This is a genomic window from Acinetobacter sp. FDAARGOS_558, assembly GCF_003937785.1.
GTDB lineage: Bacteria > Pseudomonadota > Gammaproteobacteria > Pseudomonadales > Moraxellaceae > Acinetobacter > Acinetobacter baumannii.
Genome location: NZ_RKJH01000001.1, coordinates 3332878 through 3354206, shown reverse-complemented (window position 1 = coordinate 3354206; position 21329 = coordinate 3332878). Strand labels below are relative to the sequence as shown.

Annotated in this window: 14 protein-coding genes, 1 pseudogene and 1 CRISPR repeat array; of the genes and pseudogenes, 7 read left to right on the top strand and 8 right to left on the bottom strand. The window is 39.1% G+C overall.

Annotation, left to right across the window (positions count from 1 at the left end; translation table 11 throughout):
* Window positions 1-20 precede the first annotated feature (20 nt).
* The 4 genes from EGT34_RS16170 to EGT34_RS16155 form a co-directional block, all read right to left on the bottom strand.
* On the bottom strand, window positions 21-3194 hold the full coding sequence (locus tag EGT34_RS16170) for a TonB-dependent receptor domain-containing protein (RefSeq protein ID WP_031946917.1): 3174 nt from the start codon (window positions 3192-3194) through the stop codon (window positions 21-23).
* 138 nt (window positions 3195-3332) lie between these two features.
* A complete protein-coding gene (locus EGT34_RS16165; RefSeq protein WP_001240499.1) occupies window positions 3333-4349 on the bottom strand; it encodes a FecR family protein in 1017 nt (338 codons plus the stop codon).
* Window positions 4350-4871 carry a sigma-70 family RNA polymerase sigma factor gene (locus tag EGT34_RS16160; RefSeq protein WP_004748062.1) on the bottom strand — a complete coding sequence of 174 codons (522 nt, stop codon included), beginning with the start codon at window positions 4869-4871 and terminating at the stop codon, window positions 4350-4352.
* 136 nt (window positions 4872-5007) lie between these two features.
* Window positions 5008-5898 (bottom strand): LysR family transcriptional regulator, encoded by an 891-nt coding sequence (locus tag EGT34_RS16155; protein WP_060454530.1) that lies wholly within the window; start codon window positions 5896-5898, stop codon window positions 5008-5010.
* Between the two features lie 187 nt (window positions 5899-6085).
* Between EGT34_RS16155 and EGT34_RS16150 the strand changes: the two genes are divergently transcribed.
* The 5 genes and pseudogenes from EGT34_RS16150 to EGT34_RS21550 all read left to right on the top strand — a co-directional run.
* Entirely contained in the window at window positions 6086-7030 is a 945-nt protein-coding gene (locus tag EGT34_RS16150) for a dihydrodipicolinate synthase family protein (protein ID WP_000050880.1), read from the top strand.
* A 172-nt stretch (window positions 7031-7202) separates the two neighbouring features.
* Window positions 7203-8588: an MFS transporter gene (locus tag EGT34_RS16145; RefSeq protein WP_004743513.1), complete on the top strand. Its 1386-nt coding sequence runs from the start codon at window positions 7203-7205 to the stop codon at window positions 8586-8588.
* A 78-nt stretch (window positions 8589-8666) separates the two neighbouring features.
* Window positions 8667-10013 carry an OprD family outer membrane porin gene (locus EGT34_RS16140; protein ID WP_004743512.1) on the top strand — a complete coding sequence of 449 codons (1347 nt, stop codon included), beginning with the start codon at window positions 8667-8669 and terminating at the stop codon, window positions 10011-10013.
* Between the two features lie 637 nt (window positions 10014-10650).
* The gene (locus EGT34_RS16135) at window positions 10651-10935 is read left to right on the top strand and encodes a hypothetical protein (protein ID WP_000675277.1); all 285 of its coding nucleotides are present in this window, start codon (window positions 10651-10653) and stop codon (window positions 10933-10935) included.
* Window positions 10936-11129: 194 nt separating this feature from the next.
* Window positions 11130-11213 (top strand): annotated as a pseudogene (locus EGT34_RS21550) (PAAR domain-containing protein); the annotation flags it as partial.
* Window positions 11214-11217: 4 nt separating this feature from the next.
* Here EGT34_RS21550 and EGT34_RS16130 read toward each other — a convergent pair.
* From EGT34_RS16130 to cas3f, 4 genes are all read right to left on the bottom strand, one after another.
* A complete protein-coding gene (locus tag EGT34_RS16130) occupies window positions 11218-11565 on the bottom strand; it encodes a hypothetical protein (protein ID WP_000720592.1) in 348 nt (115 codons plus the stop codon).
* 124 nt (window positions 11566-11689) lie between these two features.
* A complete protein-coding gene (locus tag EGT34_RS16125; RefSeq protein ID WP_001123847.1) occupies window positions 11690-12151 on the bottom strand; it encodes a hypothetical protein in 462 nt (153 codons plus the stop codon).
* A 204-nt stretch (window positions 12152-12355) separates the two neighbouring features.
* Complete coding sequence (locus EGT34_RS16120; RefSeq protein WP_000719869.1) at window positions 12356-12874, bottom strand: DUF4468 domain-containing protein; 519 nt, start codon at window positions 12872-12874, stop codon at window positions 12356-12358.
* A gap of 575 nt (window positions 12875-13449) precedes the next feature.
* Window positions 13450-16686, bottom strand: a complete 3237-nt coding sequence (gene cas3f, locus EGT34_RS16115; protein WP_000558128.1) for a type I-F CRISPR-associated helicase Cas3f — start codon at window positions 16684-16686, stop codon at window positions 13450-13452.
* A gap of 359 nt (window positions 16687-17045) precedes the next feature.
* A CRISPR array of direct repeats spans window positions 17046-18994; the repeat unit is 28 nt; unit sequence TTTCTAAATCATCTATGCGATGAACAAC.
* Window positions 18995-19272: 278 nt separating this feature from the next.
* On the opposite strand from cas3f, the gene EGT34_RS16110 reads away from it, so the two are divergent.
* A complete protein-coding gene (locus tag EGT34_RS16110) occupies window positions 19273-20439 on the top strand; it encodes a hypothetical protein (RefSeq protein WP_024437182.1) in 1167 nt (388 codons plus the stop codon).
* Entirely contained in the window at window positions 20436-21320 is an 885-nt protein-coding gene (gene csy2 / locus EGT34_RS16105; protein WP_000092769.1) for a type I-F CRISPR-associated protein Csy2, read from the top strand. Before EGT34_RS16110 ends, csy2 begins: the two co-directional genes overlap by 4 nt.
* The last annotated feature ends 9 nt before the right edge of the window (window positions 21321-21329 follow it).

Below are 21329 nucleotides of genomic sequence, written 5' to 3'. Positions count from 1 at the left end.
TAGAGGGAATCAAATTCTGTTTAAAATTTAGTGGTCCAACTAATTTTCATCGTTCGGCCGGGTGCGGCCATGGCACTACGAGTTAAAGGATCGATATAAAACTGGTTAGAAAGATTACTGCCGACAAACTCAACCGTGTTGTAGTCATCGACCTGATAACGCGCATAAGCATCAAAAATCCACGTGTCATCCCAAGCCAAAGGCACATTGAGGTAATAGCCTTTATTGACGCTAGCATCATTGTTTTTGCGTAGCGGGCTTTCATAAGCTTTATAAAATGTTGCACGTGCACCGAGTTCTAACTTTTCATCAAAAAAGCGTGCGCCAAGTAAACCGTGGAAACTCAGTTCAGGAGTAGCCATTGTTACTAAGTAGCCATTTGGAAAACCATCATCAACACAACGCTGATACGGTTCGCGGAACTCAAGGCCCTGGTCGGTTTGAACCGTGCCGCCTAAAATCATTTTGTTAATGGCACTATTGGTGTCACATACTTCATTTTTTAAGTTATAGGCCACGCTCAAGTCTGTGAAAAAACCGCCATTATCAAAACGGCTTTGTAACTCTAGACCTGACAGCTTTTGCTCATCCATATTGGTAAAAATAAGGTTCTGGTCACGCTCAATCACATTTTTGGTTTTGTTGTAGTAATAGGCGAGCTTAATGTCGGCATTGCGTGCTGTGCTAAACCAGTCACGCATGTCATAGATATAGCCCACTTCGTAGTTAAAAGCGTGTTCAGGTTTGATTGCTTGATATGGCAACATGGCAGAAAAACCGACAGTGCTTTCAAACAAACTTGGTAAGCGATATTCCTCTGCATAGCGTGCATAAATTCTGCTGTTTGGCGTGAGGTGAATTGAGGCGCCTAACTGCGGTGCCCAGCCGCTATCTTTAACTTTGTCGGCAGACTCAACCGGAACTTGGTCAACCACCGACATAAAGTTCCCGCCAGTTACGACGTACTTTTGTCCAGAGGCATTGAGCTGGTTTAAAGGATTATCTGCAAGCGACAATTGCCCATTCGCATCGGCTTTCCAGCTCAGCGTATTTTTCTGTGACCAGATCATGTTATACAACGTGCTCTCTGAGGCAGGTACAGTTTCGAGCTGCCCATCCCACTCAGGATTTTTTGTGGCATAGCGCTGTTTTAAAACATTGATTAAACGCTGCTGAGTCGAGGTATAACTCTCAGGCATGGTCTGATATTCAAAGGTATATTCTTTAAGCCTACTTTTTTTGGTAAAAAGCGGATTTAAACTCGGGTCAATCTCGCTCTGCAAAGACTTATTTAAAAAGTCATCAACAGCCCAATACGAGCGATAACGCATGCCCGCATCAAAACTTAACCAAGACAGGGGTCGATAATTAAAATTAAAGTCGAACGTTTTTTCCTCACGGCGCCCTGCCCGTGGCAATGCTTGATAGAGCGAATAACTTGGGCCAAATTCGCCATATATATCGTCAGACGTTAATTTTTCTTTTAAGAAACTTCCACCGAGCGTCAAATCAAGCTGGTCTAACAAACGGGTTTTATTACTGACTGTAATACCTTTACGCGTATTGTCAGAATGGCTTATTGCCGTGTTAATAATGGTATTATCTCGAAAATCGATTGTAGTTGGCCACCCACCACGTGTATAGGTCTGGCTTTCAGTGTTGGTTTGCCAAATGTTGGCATAGAAATCAATCCAGCGATTATTCTCAGGCTTAAACTTATATTCGAGGCTATAGGCTTTAGAGTGAATATTGCTTAAAGGCCACTGCGGAACACCCAAGTCAGGCGTAATGCCCCAAACAATACGAGACGGCATAATTTCACCAAAAATATTTTTGGTATCTCGGTAAGTCAGTTTAAGGGTCTGATGATCAGTTGGCCGATAGGTCCCTTTTAACAACCACGACTCCATATGACTTGAAGTGTTGGGAACTTCATCTCCTGGTTGATAGGCATAGGCAAAGTAAGGAATAAAATCGAGGCTGCTGTCTGGCGTCGCTCGTTTATAGTAGCCCGCGCCATGTGTGCCAGAAAAATAGTTGCCGCGCTCACGTACTGCATAAACAGCCAATAAATCAAATTTATCTTGCTTGGTGGCAATTGCCAGTCGGCCCGCCAAGTCATCGCCCGAAAAATGAGAGTTATCACTTCTGGTCCGATTCTTTTTATAAATATCGGGGTCATACTTTGACCCGTTCATGTCGATCCAAGGCTTTGTGTTATCGTAGTTTTGGCCCACTTTGCCCATATCTGGCAAAGACGGATCAATTGAGTTGGTTGAGCCTTCTACTTTTAACTCGGCACCAAAAGACTTACCGGGACGAACAATGTCATCGGCCTCTAGCGTTTTAACTACCACACCGCCGCCAACAGAAGTTGTGGTATTGCGCTCTAAAGACGGGCCTTTAATGACTTCAATGCCCGCAATGAGATTGGGGTCGATATAGTTTCTGTTATTTACCCCGTTGTAGCCACGCCACACCGCGATCGACTGTTCAGTGCCATCAATGGTTAAAGGCACACGGCCAACGCCCTGCACACCACGTACACTTGGGTCGAGCGCGCCACTGTTACGGGCATCGCCGCTATAGACTCCTACCATGCCTTGTAAAACATCGGCTGGGTTGGTTCCTTTAAATCGCTCAACATAGTCTTTGCCCGCATAGACCGAAGAGCGGTTTGCGTCATAAACTTTGTTATAGCCTTCTGTGTCACGGTCTTCTTTGCCGTATACCACAATTGGCGTGAGTCGTACCGATGCATCTTCTTCAATTATGGTGCTACTTGGCGGCAGGCTAACAGCCTGAACATTAGATGTAGTTACTCGCGGCGTAGGTTTTTTGCTGAGTGTGTAACCCTGCCCAACTTTTACAGCATTAAATTCGGTTGCTTTTAAAAGCTGCTCAAAACCTTGTTCGACTGCAAAGTTACCTTTTAAACCTAGGCTGTGTAACCCTTGAAGTTGCTGAGCATCCATTGCAATTGAAGTACCCGATTGTTCGGCAAACTGGTTGAGTACGTTAGCAAGGCGACCAGCAGGAATATTATAGCTTTTAACTCCGGCTGTTTCTGCATAAGCCTGTTGCATAGGCAGCGCAACAAGCCCACCCATCGACACAGCATGTATGGCAAACGCCAGTGTCGAGAATCGAAAAATCGATCGATTCCGCTTTTGCCCCATTCCCGCTTTTTTCATTTGCCCGCCCCAGTAAATCGTAATAAGAATCATTCAATACAACAAATTAAAATGATCCATATTTATTGCTTCTACTTACTATGACGAACGACTTTCAAAAAAGTGGAACCTAAAATCGAAAATAAATTTAATTTTTTATTATTTTAAAGAAACCATAACCACAAACGGCGTGATTTGCTTAATTTTCAGGTCAGGAAAAACCGTAGCCAAAAGCTTAAGCGACTCTGTGGTTTGGTCTAAAGGCAACACCGCATTGACCCGCACATGTTGCAACGCCGCATCATTAAAAATAATTTTGCCTTTGTAGTTGCGGTCTAGCTCTTGTAGCACTTGATTCAGCGGCAGGTTTTCCACCATAAGCTGATGCTTTTGCCATTTTTGTTGTTCGTTATAAACATTCAATGCAGGCAGTTTTTGTACGCCATTTTGGTCCATTTTGATGGCTTGCCCTGCTTCAACAATGGCCTGACGAGTGGTGTGCAATTGGGTGGTTTTAACCTGTGTGGCTTCTACTTTTACCTTTGAGTGCAACATGTTGAGTTCGGTTGCCGAAGGGTCATAGGTTACGCTAAAAGCTGTGCCGAGTGCCTGAATTTTCCCATGACTGGTTTTAACCAAAAACGGTCTAGTCTTATCTTTGGCAACATCAACATAAATTTGACCTTGCACCAACTCAACCACTCGCTGGTTGGTTTTAAAATCAAGATTAACTGCACTTTTACCACGTAAAATTAAACGTGAACCGTCTGGTAAGGTTTGCGTGGTCCACTGCCCCGAGTGCCCTTGAATGTCAGCAGTCACATAGGCCACGGTGGTGTCAGTTAAATAAAATAACGCCCCACTCATGGCAACAAACACGACAGCAAACGCTGTTCCTGCACGTAAATGTTTATAGGCTTTGCCTGAGTTTAGGCCAGCTTTAAGGGCAACTTTAGTAACTTTTTTATGTCCAATGGTTTGAGAAAGTTTTTGAATTGACCCAATACACTGTTCAATATCGGCAGCCACTTGGCGGTGTTGCTCACTGGTTTTTTTCCACTCTTCAAATTTTTGTTTGGCGGTTTTCCGTGAGTTCTCATCATCCGAACTCAGTTGAACAATCCAATGTGCAGCTTCTTCAACCAACTGGTGATGTTTGCTTTTATCCATGGCCATTTAAATGCAAGCGTCCATGTCTTGTCGGTTTTGGTAGCACTGAATTAAACAGCTCGCCAAATATTTTTGAATCATTTTGGTCGACACATTTAAACGCTCGGCAATTTCTTTATGGGTATAGCCTTCAAGGTAATGCAAAATAAAAGCTTGCTGTGCTTTTTCACAAACCCCTTCGAGTGCTTTGCAAAGCTGGTTAATTGCTTGAATAATTTGCATCTGGTCTTCGGGTGACGCCACTGCATCAAGCATATATTCCATTTGACTCAAGCCATCTAAATAAGCTTGTTCAATGCGTTTACGGCGCACTTGGTCAATGAGCAGATTTTTAGCAATCGAGGTTAAATAGGCACGCGGTTCCTTAATGCCGAATAGCTCGTCACGCGTTTGTAGCAGTTTAATAAATGTGTCCTGAACCAGATCTGCAGCCTGATCAGTATTACCTAATTTTTGTCTCAACCATTGGTGAAGCCAGCTTTGGTGACTTCTATATAACTGATCTACAAGCAAAGAAGTTTTGTTCACAGCAATTGGACTCAAAACAAGGAACCTACAAATGATAATAATTATCATTTAAACAAGTCAAGCAATAATTCAAGTAAAACTTAAATCACTGTTTAATAAATTGAATTAATTATCCGCTCGCTTTGAGGCACTTCTCTTAAAGCAAATCAGCCAAATTTCTAATTTCTTCCATCACCGCCTTACACGCAGGCGTTAAATAGCCGTGCTTAGAAATAGACAAAGAAATATAGCGCTTGAGTGCTGGGTTAATAATTTTTGCGGCTTGAATTGAGGTGTATTGACTGGCCTTTTTTAACGCTTGCGGCCCCAGCATGGTATACATGCGAGACTCGGAAACCAAATGGGTTTGTAAACTAATCGAGTCGGCTTCAAACACAATATTTAGCTCTACCCCATTTTCATAAGCCATGTGGTCTAAAAAATTGCGCCAGTTACTTGGCCTGCAAAACGTGACCAGCGGTAACTGACTTATCTCTTTAAAGTCGACTTCATTGGCCTGAGTGAGCGCGTCTCCTTCGCAGCCGACCAAATAGGTATCGGCTTGGGTAAGGTAAACATCGCCCTGTTTAGGTGTCGGGTTAAAGCGATAGAGAATGGCTAAATCGACACTGCCATCTTCCAGCCATTTTTCTAAATGCACCCCTTGCCCTTCACGCACCGACAGTTTAATTAGGGGATATTTCTCTTGAAGCACTTTATAGAGGGTCGATAACAATGGATGTGCAGTAGACGGCAAACTGGCAATACGAACCGTACCAATCGGGGTATCGGTCGAGTGCAAAATTTCATTATTAAGTTGGTCGGTTACGTTCAGCCATGAACGAATTTTAGGAAGTAAATGCTGGCCTAAATCGGTGAGTTCTACGCCACGTCCAGTTCGGTTAAATAAACGTCCGCCACACTGTGCTTCAAGCTCGTTCATTTGCCGACTGATTTGCGGTTGGTTGGTGTTATGCAGCATTGCGACTTTGCTTAAGCTACCGAGTTCCACCGCGTCTAAAAATATTTTCCATAATTCATAATTCATCGATTCTTCCTAAATCGTAAATAGGCAGCTTTTTGAGCCATACATTTTCAGTATAACTGAAATTCAAGAATTGGTAATTCCTACATAGCTCACCTATTTCTATACTCCAATCATGTTCTCTACAACACGATTTAAGTCAGATTAAGAACCAGAGAATATTTAATTACACTGTATAGGAAGTACGATTATGAGTTTAGATTTACGTGGATTAACCCCAGCACCTGTGACTCCTTTTACCCGTGACGGACAAGTAGACCATAATGCAATTCAACGTTTAGGTTCATGGTTAGGCAGTATTGATGGTGTGAAAGGCTTGGTTGTTCTTGGGCATGCAGGTGAAGGAACATTCTTGTCGCAAAAAGAACAAATGCAGGTCATCGAAAGCTTTGTTAAATCGGTAGATGACAAAATTCCGGTAATCGCAGGGATTACACTCGAAGGTACTTCGGTTGCAGCAGAAGAAGCAAAACGTGCAGTCAGTGCAGGTGCTTCGGCAGGTTTGATTTACCCTTCACATGGCTGGTTGCGTTTTGGCTATCAAAAAGGCGCACCACAAGACCGCTATAAAGCGATTTATGAAGAAAGTGGTTTGCCATCTATTTTATTCCAATATCCAGATGCAACGAAGGCCACTTACGACCTAGAGACTCTACTCGATATTTCTGCACAGCCAGGTGTATTTGCCATGAAAAATGGTGTGCGTAACATGCGCCGCTGGGATGTCGAAATTCCGATTATTCGCCGTGAACGCCCAGACTTACAGGTGTTGACTTGCCACGATGAATATTTGCTTCACACCATGTTTGATGTAGACGGCGCTTTGGTTGGCTACGGCAACATTGCCCCTGAACTTTTAATTGAAATGATTAAAGCAGGCAAAGCCAAAGATTATGCTAAAGCTCGTGCAATTCACGACCAATTATTACCAGTAACTCGCAATGTTTATCACCGCGGTTCACACATGGAAGGTACGGTCGCGCTGAAACATGCACTGGTTGCTCGCGGAATTTTGGACCATGCCACTGTGCGTTCGCCACTGCTTCCACTGTCAGATGGTGCTGAGCAAGAAATACATGATGCAATGCGTCAAGCCGGAATTGGCAAGGTCGATTTAACCCAAGCCGTTGCTTAAATTCCATTCGGGCTAGCATATACGCTAGCCTTTTTTTCCTGTACGCTGCCTGAGGCCAAACATCGGGCATGTCTCTTAAAAACAATAATAAAAAGCATGCAAACTGTGGTGAACAGGTAGTGCGAAATAGAACAACAAAACTACGAGGAATGTAGTAATAAGGAGATAGAAGATGACAAATCTAGCGGATGTAGAACAAATTAGTCATCATCAAAAAAATGCGGAAATTATTGCAAGACTCGAACGGCTACCCGTCACTGGTCGGTTGCAATTTATGCGAATTACCATCGGTATCGCGACTTTTTTTGACGCTTATACTGTTCTTGCGATTGCCTTTGCTTTACCCCAACTGATTACCGAATGGCACCTGACGCCTGCCTATGTCGGCGCGATCATTGCTGCGGGCTATGTCGGGCAACTGGTCGGTGCGATCTTTTTTGGTTCTCTTGCCGAAAAAGTCGGTCGTTTAAAAGTACTGTCTTTTACTATTTTACTGTTTGTGGCAATGGACATTTCTTGTTTGTTTGCGTGGAGCGGAATGTCACTGTTAATTTTCCGTTTCTTGCAAGGCGTTGGGACAGGTGGCGAAGTGCCTGTTGCGAGTGCCTATATTAACGAGTTTATTGGTGCAGAAAAGCGTGGTAAGTTTTTCTTGCTCTATGAAGTTTTGTTCCCGCTCGGTCTTATGTTTGCAGGCATGGCAGCCTTTTTCCTGATGCCTATTTACGGCTGGAAAGTCATGTTTATTGTAGGCTTAGTTCCATCTTTACTGGTGATTCCTTTACGGTTTTTCTTACCTGAGTCACCACGCTGGCTTGCTTCAAAAGGCCGCTTTAAAGAAGCCGATCAAGTGGTTACAAGCTTTGAAGACGGTGCCATTAAAAGCGGTAAAACTTTGGCTGAACCTGTGGTTAAAGAAATTAACCCGCAAGGCTTGGCAAAAACCGACTGGCGCGAACTGTTCCGTGGCATTTACCGCAAACGTACCTTTACCCTGTGGGGCATGTGGTTTTGCGTGTATATGGTGAACAATGCCATGGTGACTTGGCTGCCATCGCTCTACAAACAACACTTTGGCTTGTCGCTGCAAACCAGTTTAGGTTATGGCTGGATTACCTCGGGCGTGGGTGTGATTGCCTCTATTATCTGTGCATTAATGATTGATAAAGTCGGTCGTCGTCCTTGGTACAGTGCAGCGTTTTTCTTGGCGATCATTCCACTCATGAGTCTCTCGGTTTTAGGTGCAAAATCGGCCATGCAAGTTGTGATTTTAGCAACGCTGAGCTATGCCATTTTGCAGACCATTTCATTCTCTTTATACCTTTACGCTGCAGAACTTTACCCAACTCGCCTACGTGCGATGGGCATTGGTTTTAGTACCGCTTGGTTACGTGCTGGCTCTGCGATTGGACCTGTTATGGTCGGCCTCGTGGTTGGTGGTTACGGCATTCAATATGTGTTTAGTGTGCTGGCCGTTGTGGCACTCATTGGTGGCCTAGTGACCTTCTTGTTTGCCATTGAAACCAAAGGCCAAGTGCTCGAAAAACTCTCTCCTTAATTCATCCATTTCATAAAAAGCTTGCCTAACCTAAGCGTTAGGCAAAGGGCTTATTCATGCTTAAAAAAGGAATTTAAAATGAATAAATATTTGCTATGGGGCTGTATTGGTTTAGGCAGCGTGAGCAACGCTTATGCAGAGCTTCCTCAAGAATTTGGCAAGTTAGAATTAAAACTCAACACCCGTTACTGGAACGATGAAGGCACCGCCCACCCCACGCTCGCTAACCCTTCGCCTTCGTCGAGTGAATATGAACAAAGCGCGTTAGGGCTTGAGTTAAATTATCAGTCACCTTACTTGTGGGACTGGCTTGGGGTGGATGGTTCACTCTATGCAGTCACCAAGTTATTTGACTCTGGCAAGCCTAGCGCTCAGCTTTTAGAAGTCGAAAATAACGGCAAGCTTGACCAAAACTTTGCGACTTTAGGGCAGCTCTACCTCAAGGCAAAACTCGGCGACAAAGGCGAAATTAAATTAGGCCGTCAGTTGCACGATTCACTGTTGCTTAAAAGCACCAATAACCGTGCAGTGCCCGATACTTTTTCGGGTGCGAGTGGCCAGTTTCAATTGAATGATCAGCTACAGACTTACATCGCCTACTATGACCGCTGGAAACCGCGCAGCATGGACTCTTTTGAAAAACTGGTGACTGAAAATGACGAGCGAATCGATTATGTCGGTTTGCTTGGTGCCAAGTATCAGTACAAAAACTGGAGCGTGAATGCCGAATATTTAAATAGCAAAGATTATTTAAAAAAGTACGGGGCAATTGCTCAATATAAATTTCCCCTGCATGGCTTGGTCTGGACATTCAACACAGGTGCTTTTTTCTCGCGTGATGATGGCAAGCTGTTTAAATGCGGTGCCGAAACCGAGCTGGACTGTGTCAAAGGCCAAGACATTAACAACCGTGGCAATGGCTATTTTATAGATGTAAATGTAGCCAAGAATAATATTGAGGGCGGCATTGCCGTTTCAAAGTTTGATGGTTTTTGGATTGAAGATAACTTTGCTGTGCACTCTGCCCGCAACTCGGTTTTAACGCAAGATCACGGCACCAACCCGTTTCCGACCTCTGCGACCATTGGCCCAGACTTTACCAATAACGATGAAACCGCTATTGCCCTTCGCTTGAAATATAACTGGAAAGACTACGTGAAAGGCTTAAAAACCGAAGCGAAGTATATTTATGGTTTTGGCGCTCACCAAAGTAACATCAGCAGTGATATTGAAGGTAAAGAGCGTTACTTTGACTTTACGGTGAGTTATGCCTTGCCGTGGGTGAAAAACTTAGATGTGCGTTATTCATTTTTGCATTATGAATCAAAGTTTGAAAATGCAAACCTAGGTGAAAAAATAAATGGCATGTCTCGGAAAGATTGGGACCAGCACCGTGTATTTATTAATTACCATTATACATTTTAAGCACAGGCTAAACGTTTAGTTTAGCTTTATTATTTTTATTAATATATAGCTTTAGAGATATTAACTTTTGAGTTTAATTAAAATATAAATTTATATTTAAAATTTTTATAATATTTTATTTAAATTGAATTGACCTGTTAAAAACTTATGATTATTATGGTCCCGCTGGCCTACATTGCCAGTCGGTTTTAGCAGACCGTAGATCCATGGCGGGTTATAGTTCCACTATAAGTCGTTAGACCCTTGCGTCCCTTTTCTTTGCGGTAGGACGGGAGGGGGACGCGCTTGCGCGTGCTGGTTCCTTGGATCCCAGTCTGCTAACCCCCTTTCGTTCTACCACCATAATCAATTGACGGTGATCTTTGGTGGTAGAGCTCCATACATTTTAAGGAGTTGACCATGCCACGATATAAACTTATCCCCTCTCCCTTATAAACTTTTTATTTATTTAAAATTTAGGTTTTCTATTATCTAAATTTTCAAATTTATAAATTATTTTTATTTTAAAATTTAAGTCATTTTATTTTATTGCTTTTACAGGCGGGTTAACTATTGCCTTTAAAAATGATTTTAAAACTTAAAATATAGCGGTTTATTTTTTCTCATTGAGATATCCCCAAATCATCACGAGAATAATATGAAATTTTATAAAACTATTTTGGTTTTAGGCCTCGTTGTAGTCGATTACAGCGTTTCTGGTTGCGACCTCCGCACGCAGCAGGAATTTGAAAAAATTTGCCTGTCGGGTGGGCATACCCAAGCCAGTTGCGACTGTATATACCAACGGCTTGAACAAGTTTATTCGCCTCAGCTCATGCAACGCCTAGAACATGTCAGTTTGCAAAGTCCTGCTCTCCCACAGGACTTTGCCCCTACTTTTTTTAGTGTGATGCGGCGGTGCGATAAAAATGACATGGGCTAAGCGTTTGGCTTAGCTCCCTTATCTCTGTGTCGCAATGGTGGATGACTTTAAATCAGCGCAAAAAATTAAAGTTCTGTTGTGGCATGGGGGCCTTGGGAAATAAGTTAACTCTACTGAACAATAAAACTATACAGTATTGTCTACCCTCTATTTGGTATGCTTTTGGCACTTCATAAAGATAAGAAGGAATAAGTTTGGCAACACCATATATAACAATAGGCTGCCCCACTCATAAAGTTGTTGCAACGATTGTTTCTGACGACGCTTATATGAATATCTCTTTTAATCATGCGTTGCCATACAACCCAAATAGGTTGTCGCAGTGAAATCATTTAACTGTTCCTGCTTCATTGAAGGTGTGGAATAATTTGGTTGCTCATAAGCATCACGAGTAATTGAGTTATATAACCTTTCCACATTTTTATTATGAATTTTTTTAAAAATATCGTCATTTTCTTCTAACGCTTTAGAAAGTGGTAACCCATTTTGTTTTTTTTCCATAATAACCTGAGCAATTTCCATTATCGTTCTACAATTTTGCTCATGCACACTATAGCTATCTTGTTGTACAGGTTTTGCAAATGTCAAAGCTGGAAGGAAAATAAGACCCAGCAAAATAATTTTTTTCATTAAATTACTCATCAATATTAATGGGTAAAATTTACCAGTTCAGAAGGTTAAAAACCAGCTTTGAAGTATTTCTTCTTTCTTAATAAAGAGTTAGTAGTTAACTCGTTCGCAAACATGAAATGTACTATTTACAATTTTCTTTATTGAGGGTAATTAGTTTAAGTTTTTCCCCAAGTTTAGTTAAATAAAATATATCAATTTGATGGTTATTTTCTCTCATATAGTTAAATTTGAACAATTCATTACACCAAATTTGCATCCCCTCATCAGATTCCATAAAATCTGTAACCTCTTTTTCATCTTCAATTGGTGGTTTTATAAATAACTTTAGCGTAATTGATGAATAAAATGGACTTGTTATTCCTTCTATTATTTCAACGTAATCATTGGATTTATAAGGAAATGAAGCTTTTGCTGCTTCAGATTCATTTTTAAAAAATTCAGTTGCAAGATTAAGATCTTTATACTTAAAATTTTGCCCAATAATCCCTAATTTAATAAGCTCATCATCTGCATTAAAATTATAATTCGCTACCGTACTTTGACTTATAGCTAAAAATAGGAAAACAATTAAAAATTTCGGCACTTGAAATCCTCTTATTTAAAGATAATTTAATAAGTGATTAATTATGGTGCAATAAAAAACCGCTAATTCTAGCGGTTCTGTGTTACTCGAAGTGGCTAGAAAAATTATCAACATCCAATCTAACAATTATTATTAAGTAATACTCAAAATGAATACACTTCACGAAAAAGCACCCTGGGTGCTTTTTTAATTAATTAGATTCAATTACCAATTTTCATTGGTCTGCTTCGAAGTAATTGCTGTCTTGTATTGTTCAATCACATTATTAAGTTTTACAGCAATTTTTTGTTGATGCTGAACAATTGTGATAGGAACATCTTTACCAATGTTATTAATAGCGCCTTGTACATAAGTTAGATTTGTTCTAGTAACATCATTAATTGTTACTCTTGCTTTATTTTCCTTGGTATCAATCTTAATCGTAAAATTAACTTTATCGTTGCCAAACGCCCCACAATCAATAAAACCATCACAAGGATACGGAATATTACCCTTCCCAATTATTGAACCAGTACTTTTATCAGAATACTGGATAACATTATTTGCAGACTTAAAAGACTGGGCTATCCAAATCTTTGAATCTTCAAAAATTTGATCTTTTGTTTTATTAGGGACTTCTATTACTTGAGATATCTCTGGCATTGCTTGTTGTGTAGATGTCATTGGTGTCATACATCCAACTAACCCTAAACTAATTACAGTAGCTGCTATGATTTTCTTCACTAATTTTCACCATTTGTTATAAAGTGTACCAACTTTAACAAACTGATTACTAAATGTCACATAAAGAAAAACTACCCGAAGGTGATTTTTAAAAGCTGTTTAATATTCTTTTTTAATCAAAAGTATTTAATTTATCTGAGAAAATAAATTGAGAAGTCTCTCGTATAGGATATGGATAACCATTAACAATTAAAAAGTAGAATATCTCTTTCTTTCTAAACTCTTCCAATACATAAATCTAGTTCAGGCACGCCACTACTATTCTTAATCTTTGCTAAAGTTATATTTCCATTATTATCTGCCTCTGAATAAATCGTAATTTTTCGCTCCTGCCCTTTAATATAAATTTTAAAGTGCTTAAATTATAAATGATTTCAGCCACAATTAACGTTAAAAGTTTTTTATAAAATTCAATAACCACTTAATTTACAAAGTAAAAAATTAAGCCATTCATATTGTAAGAACACTCGATAAATATACTAGTTCAAATTTTGAAAGTCTGGTACTTTCAGAAAATTTATTAGAGAAATAAACGGCTGTTAAGAAATGAGCTTTATTTTTAACTTAAAAATTATCTATTTTTGCATAACACCGAAGCCATAATCATAAGACCAAGTAGGTATTTCATCTCTATTGTAAGGTGTTAAAGATATACGGCAGCCTTGCTCATTGGCAATTTGGTACTCATAACAGTAATCTTTCATTTGTTGTGGATCGAGAGCTAACCATGCTTGTGGCTTAGCAGGAATTTCTTCGAACTTCACTAGATCCCATACCAAACCATATTTTGGATATTTTAAAGTTTTAGTCGCTTTTTCATCAAAACCATAAACTTGTTTTTTAACAATCAAGCTATTAGTCCACTCAAACATATAGGTTTCTTGATAGTTACGTTCTCGTAAAGGCGTTAAATTATAAATATTCTCTGTCATGATACTTGCATCTACATCCGACCGAGAAAATAACTGCTCCCCTTGATCATTAAAATAATTTTGGCAAAAATTTCCTATTTGTTGATCATCATGTTTTGCAAATAAACAATTTACTTGATCAAAACGCAAACGGGCATTAATGACTAATTGAGATTGATGATCCCATGGTAAAAGCTCTTTTAAATCTTGAGATGAATAAGTTGATGTTACAGATGAACCATACCCTTCATAGCCAGGATATACAAATACAGGTCGACGCTGCTTACTTTGCTGCTTAAGTTTTTCAATATCACGTTGTTCACAATAACGATAATTCCACTGGGGAATCATAATATTGGGTTGTTGTACTTTTTCTAACCGGTGACGATTAACTCGGCCTGCTGTTTGTACAATTGATTGTACACTTGATGCATCAATAATAGCCCAATCAAAATCATGATCTCGCCCAACTTCTTCCACTGGTGTTGCAATCACAATAAATGGAATATTTAGAGAATTAGATTTTTGAATGAGGTCAATGATTTCATCATCTTGCTCGATCTGCTCATTACCAGTTTTTCTTTTTTTACCGTCTTTATGACGTGTTAAAAGCTGATCTAAACGTTGCTCTTTATAAAATCTTGAAATAAGCCAGTCATTCGCATGATAACAAGCTATTTTTGCCTCAGGTAAATGATCTGATAAAAATTGGGCAAGTCGAATTGCATGTTTAATATTGGCAACCCGTATAAGCCCCAAAGAAATTTTCTTTTCGGTCTTTTTAAAATTCCATGCATGCTCTTGATGAAGTTGCTTTACTCCTTCCAATACCGACTGTTTCCACGATAAAACTGTAGTTTCAGGTAACGAAAGCAACTGAGCCAGTCGATGGGTAGGCTTAGAGAGCAAGTGAACTTGTAAATTATCTAAATGCTTTTGGTAGTTTGTATTAAATTCTGATTTTTGATTTGATCTTTCTAACCAGACCTGTGGTTTAAGCTCATTATCAATAATCGCAATGATTGATTTTTTCTCGGTACCATAAAGGGCTGCCCGCATTTGCATACCCGACTCAAAAGCCCGATGAATTGTTTTGGCAACTGTAAGTGATAAGGTTGCCGACGAACAAATAACGTTTCGACCATACATTGCAGCTAACTGAACTAAACGTAAAACAGCGATCAATGCTTTAGGTTCATAGCCATCAACTTCATCTAAAATCAAGTCGCTACTCACCACTCTAAGTAATGCTTTAACGTGATGTCCTTGTCTATGTGGCTCACCTGCTGCAATCAGATAATCAATGGTTGAAACTAATAATGGCGAAGCAAGGATTGTAGTTTCCTTTTGATCTAAAACTTTATGTCCATTTTTTTCAACCGTAAATAATGGATGTAACCACTCAGATAAATCACAGTCCTCACCCCAAGCATCAAAAATAGGTTCTGGATGATTTTCATCTTCATCAACAAACTCAATTTTCTCTTTACTTTGATCGAATAAAGTCTGAGTAACGGTATCTCCAATAATTACGGCGATTTCATCTTCCGATAGATTCATCGAGGTTTTCAGTGCATGCCCAGTCTGCAAAGTTAGAGAACGCAAATTAAGCGCAATCGCTATTCTTGGGTCATCTGGTCGTAAAGTACAAGCGGCGCGCAAATTCATGCGGGTTTTACCACTTCCAGTCCCTGCAATATTGAATACCAACGCTGGTGTTTCAGGATGCTTCTGTATATTTTTTTGCAATACACTTGCTGCAATATTTTGCCATTGGAAACGCGGGTGAGTTGTGGGCTGGCAAATATATTCAACGGTTTGCTCAGATAGACCAGGTAAACTCAAATCAGTCATCATTTGAACTGCAATGCGTGAAGCCCGATCTCCGACTTGGTGTAAATGCCATTCTAGTGGTTGATCTTGTAATTTGGCTTTTTTGTCTTGGTCTATAGTTTTAAGCTTTGTATTTGCAAATAACGATACATTTTCAGGTTTTTGCAAAGAATATTGTTGTGCCGAGACAATATGATCGGCATGAATGAGTGCTGCTCGTGAATGTAGTGCTAAGGCTTTCCAGTACAAAAGCTGGTTTATTTTTTGTTTTGGTATTAATGCAGTTAAACGCTGCATACGTTTTTGATGACTTTTAAAAATAGAGTCTGGCAATTCACCTGCACAGCTCATTTGTTCAAGGCTTGGAACCAATGTCCGGACATGATTTCCATAGTGAGGTAAGGCTAATGGATCATTTTTTAAAGCTTCTTCCACCCCTAATAACCCATGATGCGTAACAACCAAATAATCGACTGCTTCTAATTCGTTTTGGATTCCCTGTTCAATTTCTTGTCGATCACCTAAAGTAAATTTATCTAAACCTTTATCTAAATTTTTCCAAGCAAGCTGCCAGTCCCATCCATTTTTTCTGAGTTGTTGTAATAGTTTTAAAGACAACCATTCATGTCGAATGTCATCTCTAATTTTTTGCCCTGCCATTTCTGGACTTAATTTTTTCTGAAAATGCTGGGATGCCTTACCAATATCATGCATGTCTCCTGCTGCACCTGCCAACAAGCTACTTACTTTGACCCACTCATCAAGCATGAGTAACTTTTGCTGTTTCTTAGTCGATGCAACTGGGTATGCACCATCGTGTGCAAATTTATGTTTTGCTCCCACAACCCATGCAAGCTTCATTCTGCGTACACCAAAATTAATGTAAGCGGCCACCGCAGTTTGTCGGGTAGCTACTTTTTTTAATGCACTACGAATTTCTTTTAAGCCGTCCATTGTCATTGGTGCTTGCCAAGACGAATGTCCTGTACGAATAGCATAGCTATCCAAAATTGCTCGAGTTTTCTTTAAAGCTCTTTTTTCACAAGCCGAGATGAAAATGACATGCATAGTTTATTGTTAAAGTTTAAATATCATAAAAATATAATCTTTTGTTTTAAAAAGAGAAAGTTTTTATCAGCTTAATACAACCTTTTAACGACAAAATACGTCGTCTTAAATTTTGAAAGAAACTCTTTTAAATCATCTAGGCGATGACAAACAAAAACAGAACGGATGCTTAATCTTAAAGATCATTTCTAAATCATCTGGGCGATGAATAACATCGGTAGAAAACTTGCAATGGCGCGTGATATTTTCTAAATCATCTATGCAATGAGCAACTGAATCTTTGAAATCAGGATACAAGACTTTATAAATCATCTGGAGGATGAGCAACATAGGCGATTACCCGGACCTCAACGCGAAACATTTCTAAATTATCTATGCGATGAACAACATCAGATCCGGGCAAAACTATATGTCGCTATGTTTCTAAATCATCTATGCGATGAACAACTGTGGCCACATAACCGTTATTTGATTGGTTTTTTTCTAAATCATCTATGCGATGAACAACGCCGTATAACGGTTATTACGAATGACTTTACATTTCTAAATCATCTATGCGATGAACAACCAAGTATCCCATACACGCGAAAAGAACCCAGATTTCTAAATCATCTATGCGATGAACAACTTAATAGTTCAATAAATTCCACTCTTGTTAATTTTCTAAATCATCTATGCGATGAACAACCAAAAGATGATTAATCCATCGGCTTTTACCCATTTCTAAATCATCTATGCGATGAACAACAGAATCACCATTCCACTGACCAGGACCAATAATTTCTAAATCATCTATGCGATGAACAACATCACTGGTTTACTGGTGATATTCGTGATTATTTTCTAAATCATCTATGCGATGAACAACGTGAACTGTTTTCATCAGGTGTTTTTTATTTCTTTCTAAATCATCTATGCGATGAACAACCCAGTATCGCAATTTAATTATCAAATCGCATATTTCTAAATCATCTATGCGATGAACAACGCGGGTTCGCCAATGACAAGACCGCTCCGGCATTTCTAAATCATCTATGCGATGAACAACGCAGTCCCTCGAACATGTGGGGTTTTCTCTGTTTTCTAAATCATCTATGCGATGAACAACGATTTCCGCATACTTCGCGATCTTATTGGCTCTTTCTAAATCATCTATGCGATGAACAACTCTTACTTTTTATTGAGGTTTGGATTGTGCTATTTCTAAATCATCTATGCGATGAACAACGCAGCTTAACGATATCACACACATAACTATAATTTCTAAATCATCTATGCGATGAACAACAAACCGCAGGGCCTACAGCTAACTATCCTTTATTTCTAAATCATCTATGCGATGAACAACTACATAAAACCTTTTTGGCTGTTTCGGTCATGTTTCTAAATCATCTATGCGATGAACAACGAACTGGTGTCGAGTGGAAATTAAAGTACATTTTTCTAAATCATCTATGCGATGAACAACTACTGGTTCTTCATACCAGTCAGGCAATTGTTTTTCTAAATCATCTATGCGATGAACAACAAAAACCGCAAAATTCATTTATGGATTTAAACTTTCTAAATCATCTATGCGATGAACAACAAAAATGGATTTTTGTTGGCTCACCTTCAAGATTTCTAAATCATCTATGCGATGAACAACTTATGCAACTGGTAAACCTGTAGGTAATCCGTTTTCTAAATCATCTATGCGATGAACAACATAAGCAAATAAGTGATACGCTTTCTACAATTTTTCTAAATCATCTATGCGATGAACAACTCAATACACATGGCAACCAATTTACCTGTCGTTTTCTAAATCATCTATGCGATGAACAACGTGAGACATACACAATAACAGTTTCTCATCAATTTCTAAATCATCTATGCGATGAACAACGCTGAACGTGCAACAGCGCAACCGTCGTTATTTTTCTAAATCATCTATGCGATGAACAACCAAACCCACTTGCGATTTTTGATGATGCGGATTTTCTAAATCATCTATGCGATGAACAACGTTGAAACTTAATTAAATCAAAGAGATTAGTGTTTCTAAATCATCTATGCGATGAACAACAAGTCACATCAATATGTGATACCCAAGCACGATTTCTAAATCATCTATGCGATGAACAACATAAAAAGTTAATATCCTTCAAAACTGGTCTTTTTCTAAATCATCTATGCGATGAACAACTACCATAGGCTCTTGGACCCGCTGTATGAGTTTTTCTAAATCATCTATGCGATGAACAACATAAAATCAACACTTTTAAATTTTATAGGATTTTTCTAAATCATCTATGCGATGAACAACTAGAGCTAAGTAAAAACAAAACTCTTAAAAACAATAATATAAAGTTTTAATGAATTAAAAACCTTCAAAATAGAAGAACAATATAATCTATTGAATTATATTAATTTTTCTAATTTTATAAAAATATAACCTAATCGTCTTAGGCTAAATTTATGAAGCATATAATATTTTCATCCAATTGTCTTTACGACTTAATTTGTCGCAGCTCTCACCTTCAATACTTTCATTTTTCAAATAATGTGTTAAAAATTGGCTAGATAACAAAAACGGGGAAGATAATGCCTGAACCACAAACTGATATTTTTATAAACGCTTTAGAAGAATCGGTACACTTTAGTTTAAAGACGATTAATTCCAATATTGAAAAAGGTGGAATTCGTTTAAGTAAACAACAAGCACTTGATTTACCCTATCTCAGTGCTCGAACTTTATTAAATGAAGACTTCCTTATTCCAACCGATTATCAGGCAAATGCAGGTAAAACGGCTTCTATTTTTAAAGTCGTAAAAGCGGCCATGATTAATGATGATATCAGTTCAGAAGAAGCTGAGTTTCAACAACAAGTGGAACAGCTCAAGCCATCCATTTCATCTATTTTTAATGAGCCGTATCAAGCAGGTACAGAAAATATTGATATACGTATGCGCCAGCTTTTAATTCCAAAAAATGGTGAATACGTTTCAGTTAGCCCACTTACTGCTGCTGGCGTAAATTATCTGGTGAACCAAGAAGTTGATGCTGTAAATGAATTACGCAAAGAAAAAGACAGTGAATTTAATCGCATTCAAACTGCTGTTTTTGGCATAGGCGGAGCCAATCCACAAAATGTGGGAAGCCTCGTTCGTTCAATGCAACGCCCTATTACAGTGGATGCTCCTCAAGCAAGTGAAAAAGTACGCCAAGCATTAGCGATTTTCTATAACGGAATTACGATACGTCTATCCCGCAAAATAAAACTGCTTAATGGAACTAAACGGGCAAAAGAAGCAATTAAAGAGTGGTCAGAAATTTTAAATCGCCAACTTATTATCACCGCGACGAATACCATTCAAAATTGGCATGACCTCGAGATTTTCGCTCCCTCTACCAATCGGGATGTTCGAGATCAGGAAGTTATTTTCCTGAATATCCTTGCTAAAGATGTATTAAGACAGGCGACTTTTCAAAAAAATATTTTAGAAGAGGCTGAATCAATTTTACCAAGTATGGAAGAAATTGAGCGTCCTTCATTCTGGGTTCATCCGAGCCTTTCGTTTGTTTTACAAGGTTTGATTGACCCAGAACTACGAGATGATCACTGGAGAATAAAGTTCTCAGATTATCTTGCTAGAAAAATCACCAATGAAACCTTTGATATAGAAATAAATAATGAAACTGTAACGATTAGCCTAGATAGCAATTCAGAAGGTTATATCGCCCGCCGCTTACGGGAGATTATTCGATGAGTCGTTATGTCGTTATTCCTCGTATGCGAGTACAAAATGCAAATATGCAAACTAATGGCTTCTTATTAGGTGGTGTGCCTTTGTTTGCAGCCAATATGTTTGCACATCATTTGGCAAGACAATTAGGCACTCAAGAAGAAGGCATTATTTATATTCATCATGACCAACAGCGTTTAGGTGGGCAAGCCTATGGCCGCTTTACGCCTGCTCAACGTCGTGGTGCCGTGTTTATTGGTAAAAAGGACTATTCTTCTAAAAATAAATATGCGTTGTCTTTACAACCAACTGCATCTTGTCATTTAGAGTTTAGCCTTGTTATCAAATTTTCTAGCTCTCGTATTAGTCCAGAAAAACTAACAAACATACTTAAACGTAGCCGTTTTGCTGGTGGACAAATTATCGAGTTTTTAGAAATTACGACACATGCTGAAAATGAATTAGAAACAGCTTTAAAGAAAATCAAAACTGGGTTTGCCATTTTAGATCGACAAGATTTGCTTATTGAATATCAGCAACGTAAACAAATTAATCGAGTTCAGGCATTTACCCAACTGTTGGCATTAAAAGCAGATGCGCTTAGAACTTTCTTTAATGACCAAAATTTAAGTTGGATATCGGCAACTAATTTGGGTTACGCCCTACTTGAGCCACTCACAGACCAACGAGCTGGTATTCGCCAAGCACAAGATCAGGAAACGACAGCCCATGCCTATGCAGAACCACTTACAGGCATTGTTCAGTATTTTTCTTTAGGCGAGATTCTAAGGAAAAATACCGAGACTGAGGATGACACTTGGCATAACTTGCAAAAATTATTGTGGACCTACCACTGGCCACAAGACGACATTTTTCTTTTAAAACAAAATTGCATCAATGCATAACTCACTTTT

Coding starts and splice junctions, on each gene's coding strand:
- EGT34_RS16170 (WP_031946917.1), bottom strand. CDS start 3,194: ATGAAAAAAGCGGGAATGGGGCAAAAGCGGAATCGATCGATTTTTCGA.
- EGT34_RS16165 (WP_001240499.1), bottom strand. CDS start 4,349: ATGGCCATGGATAAAAGCAAACATCACCAGTTGGTTGAAGAAGCTGCA.
- EGT34_RS16155 (WP_060454530.1), bottom strand. CDS start 5,898: ATGAATTATGAATTATGGAAAATATTTTTAGACGCGGTGGAACTCGGT.
- EGT34_RS16150 (WP_000050880.1), top strand. CDS start 6,086: ATGAGTTTAGATTTACGTGGATTAACCCCAGCACCTGTGACTCCTTTT.
- EGT34_RS16145 (WP_004743513.1), top strand. CDS start 7,203: ATGACAAATCTAGCGGATGTAGAACAAATTAGTCATCATCAAAAAAAT.
- EGT34_RS16140 (WP_004743512.1), top strand. CDS start 8,667: ATGAATAAATATTTGCTATGGGGCTGTATTGGTTTAGGCAGCGTGAGC.
- EGT34_RS16135 (WP_000675277.1), top strand. CDS start 10,651: ATGAAATTTTATAAAACTATTTTGGTTTTAGGCCTCGTTGTAGTCGAT.
- EGT34_RS16130 (WP_000720592.1), bottom strand. CDS start 11,565: ATGAAAAAAATTATTTTGCTGGGTCTTATTTTCCTTCCAGCTTTGACA.
- cas3f (WP_000558128.1), bottom strand. CDS start 16,686: ATGCATGTCATTTTCATCTCGGCTTGTGAAAAAAGAGCTTTAAAGAAA.
- EGT34_RS16110 (WP_024437182.1), top strand. CDS start 19,273: ATGCCTGAACCACAAACTGATATTTTTATAAACGCTTTAGAAGAATCG.
- csy2 (WP_000092769.1), top strand. CDS start 20,436: ATGAGTCGTTATGTCGTTATTCCTCGTATGCGAGTACAAAATGCAAAT.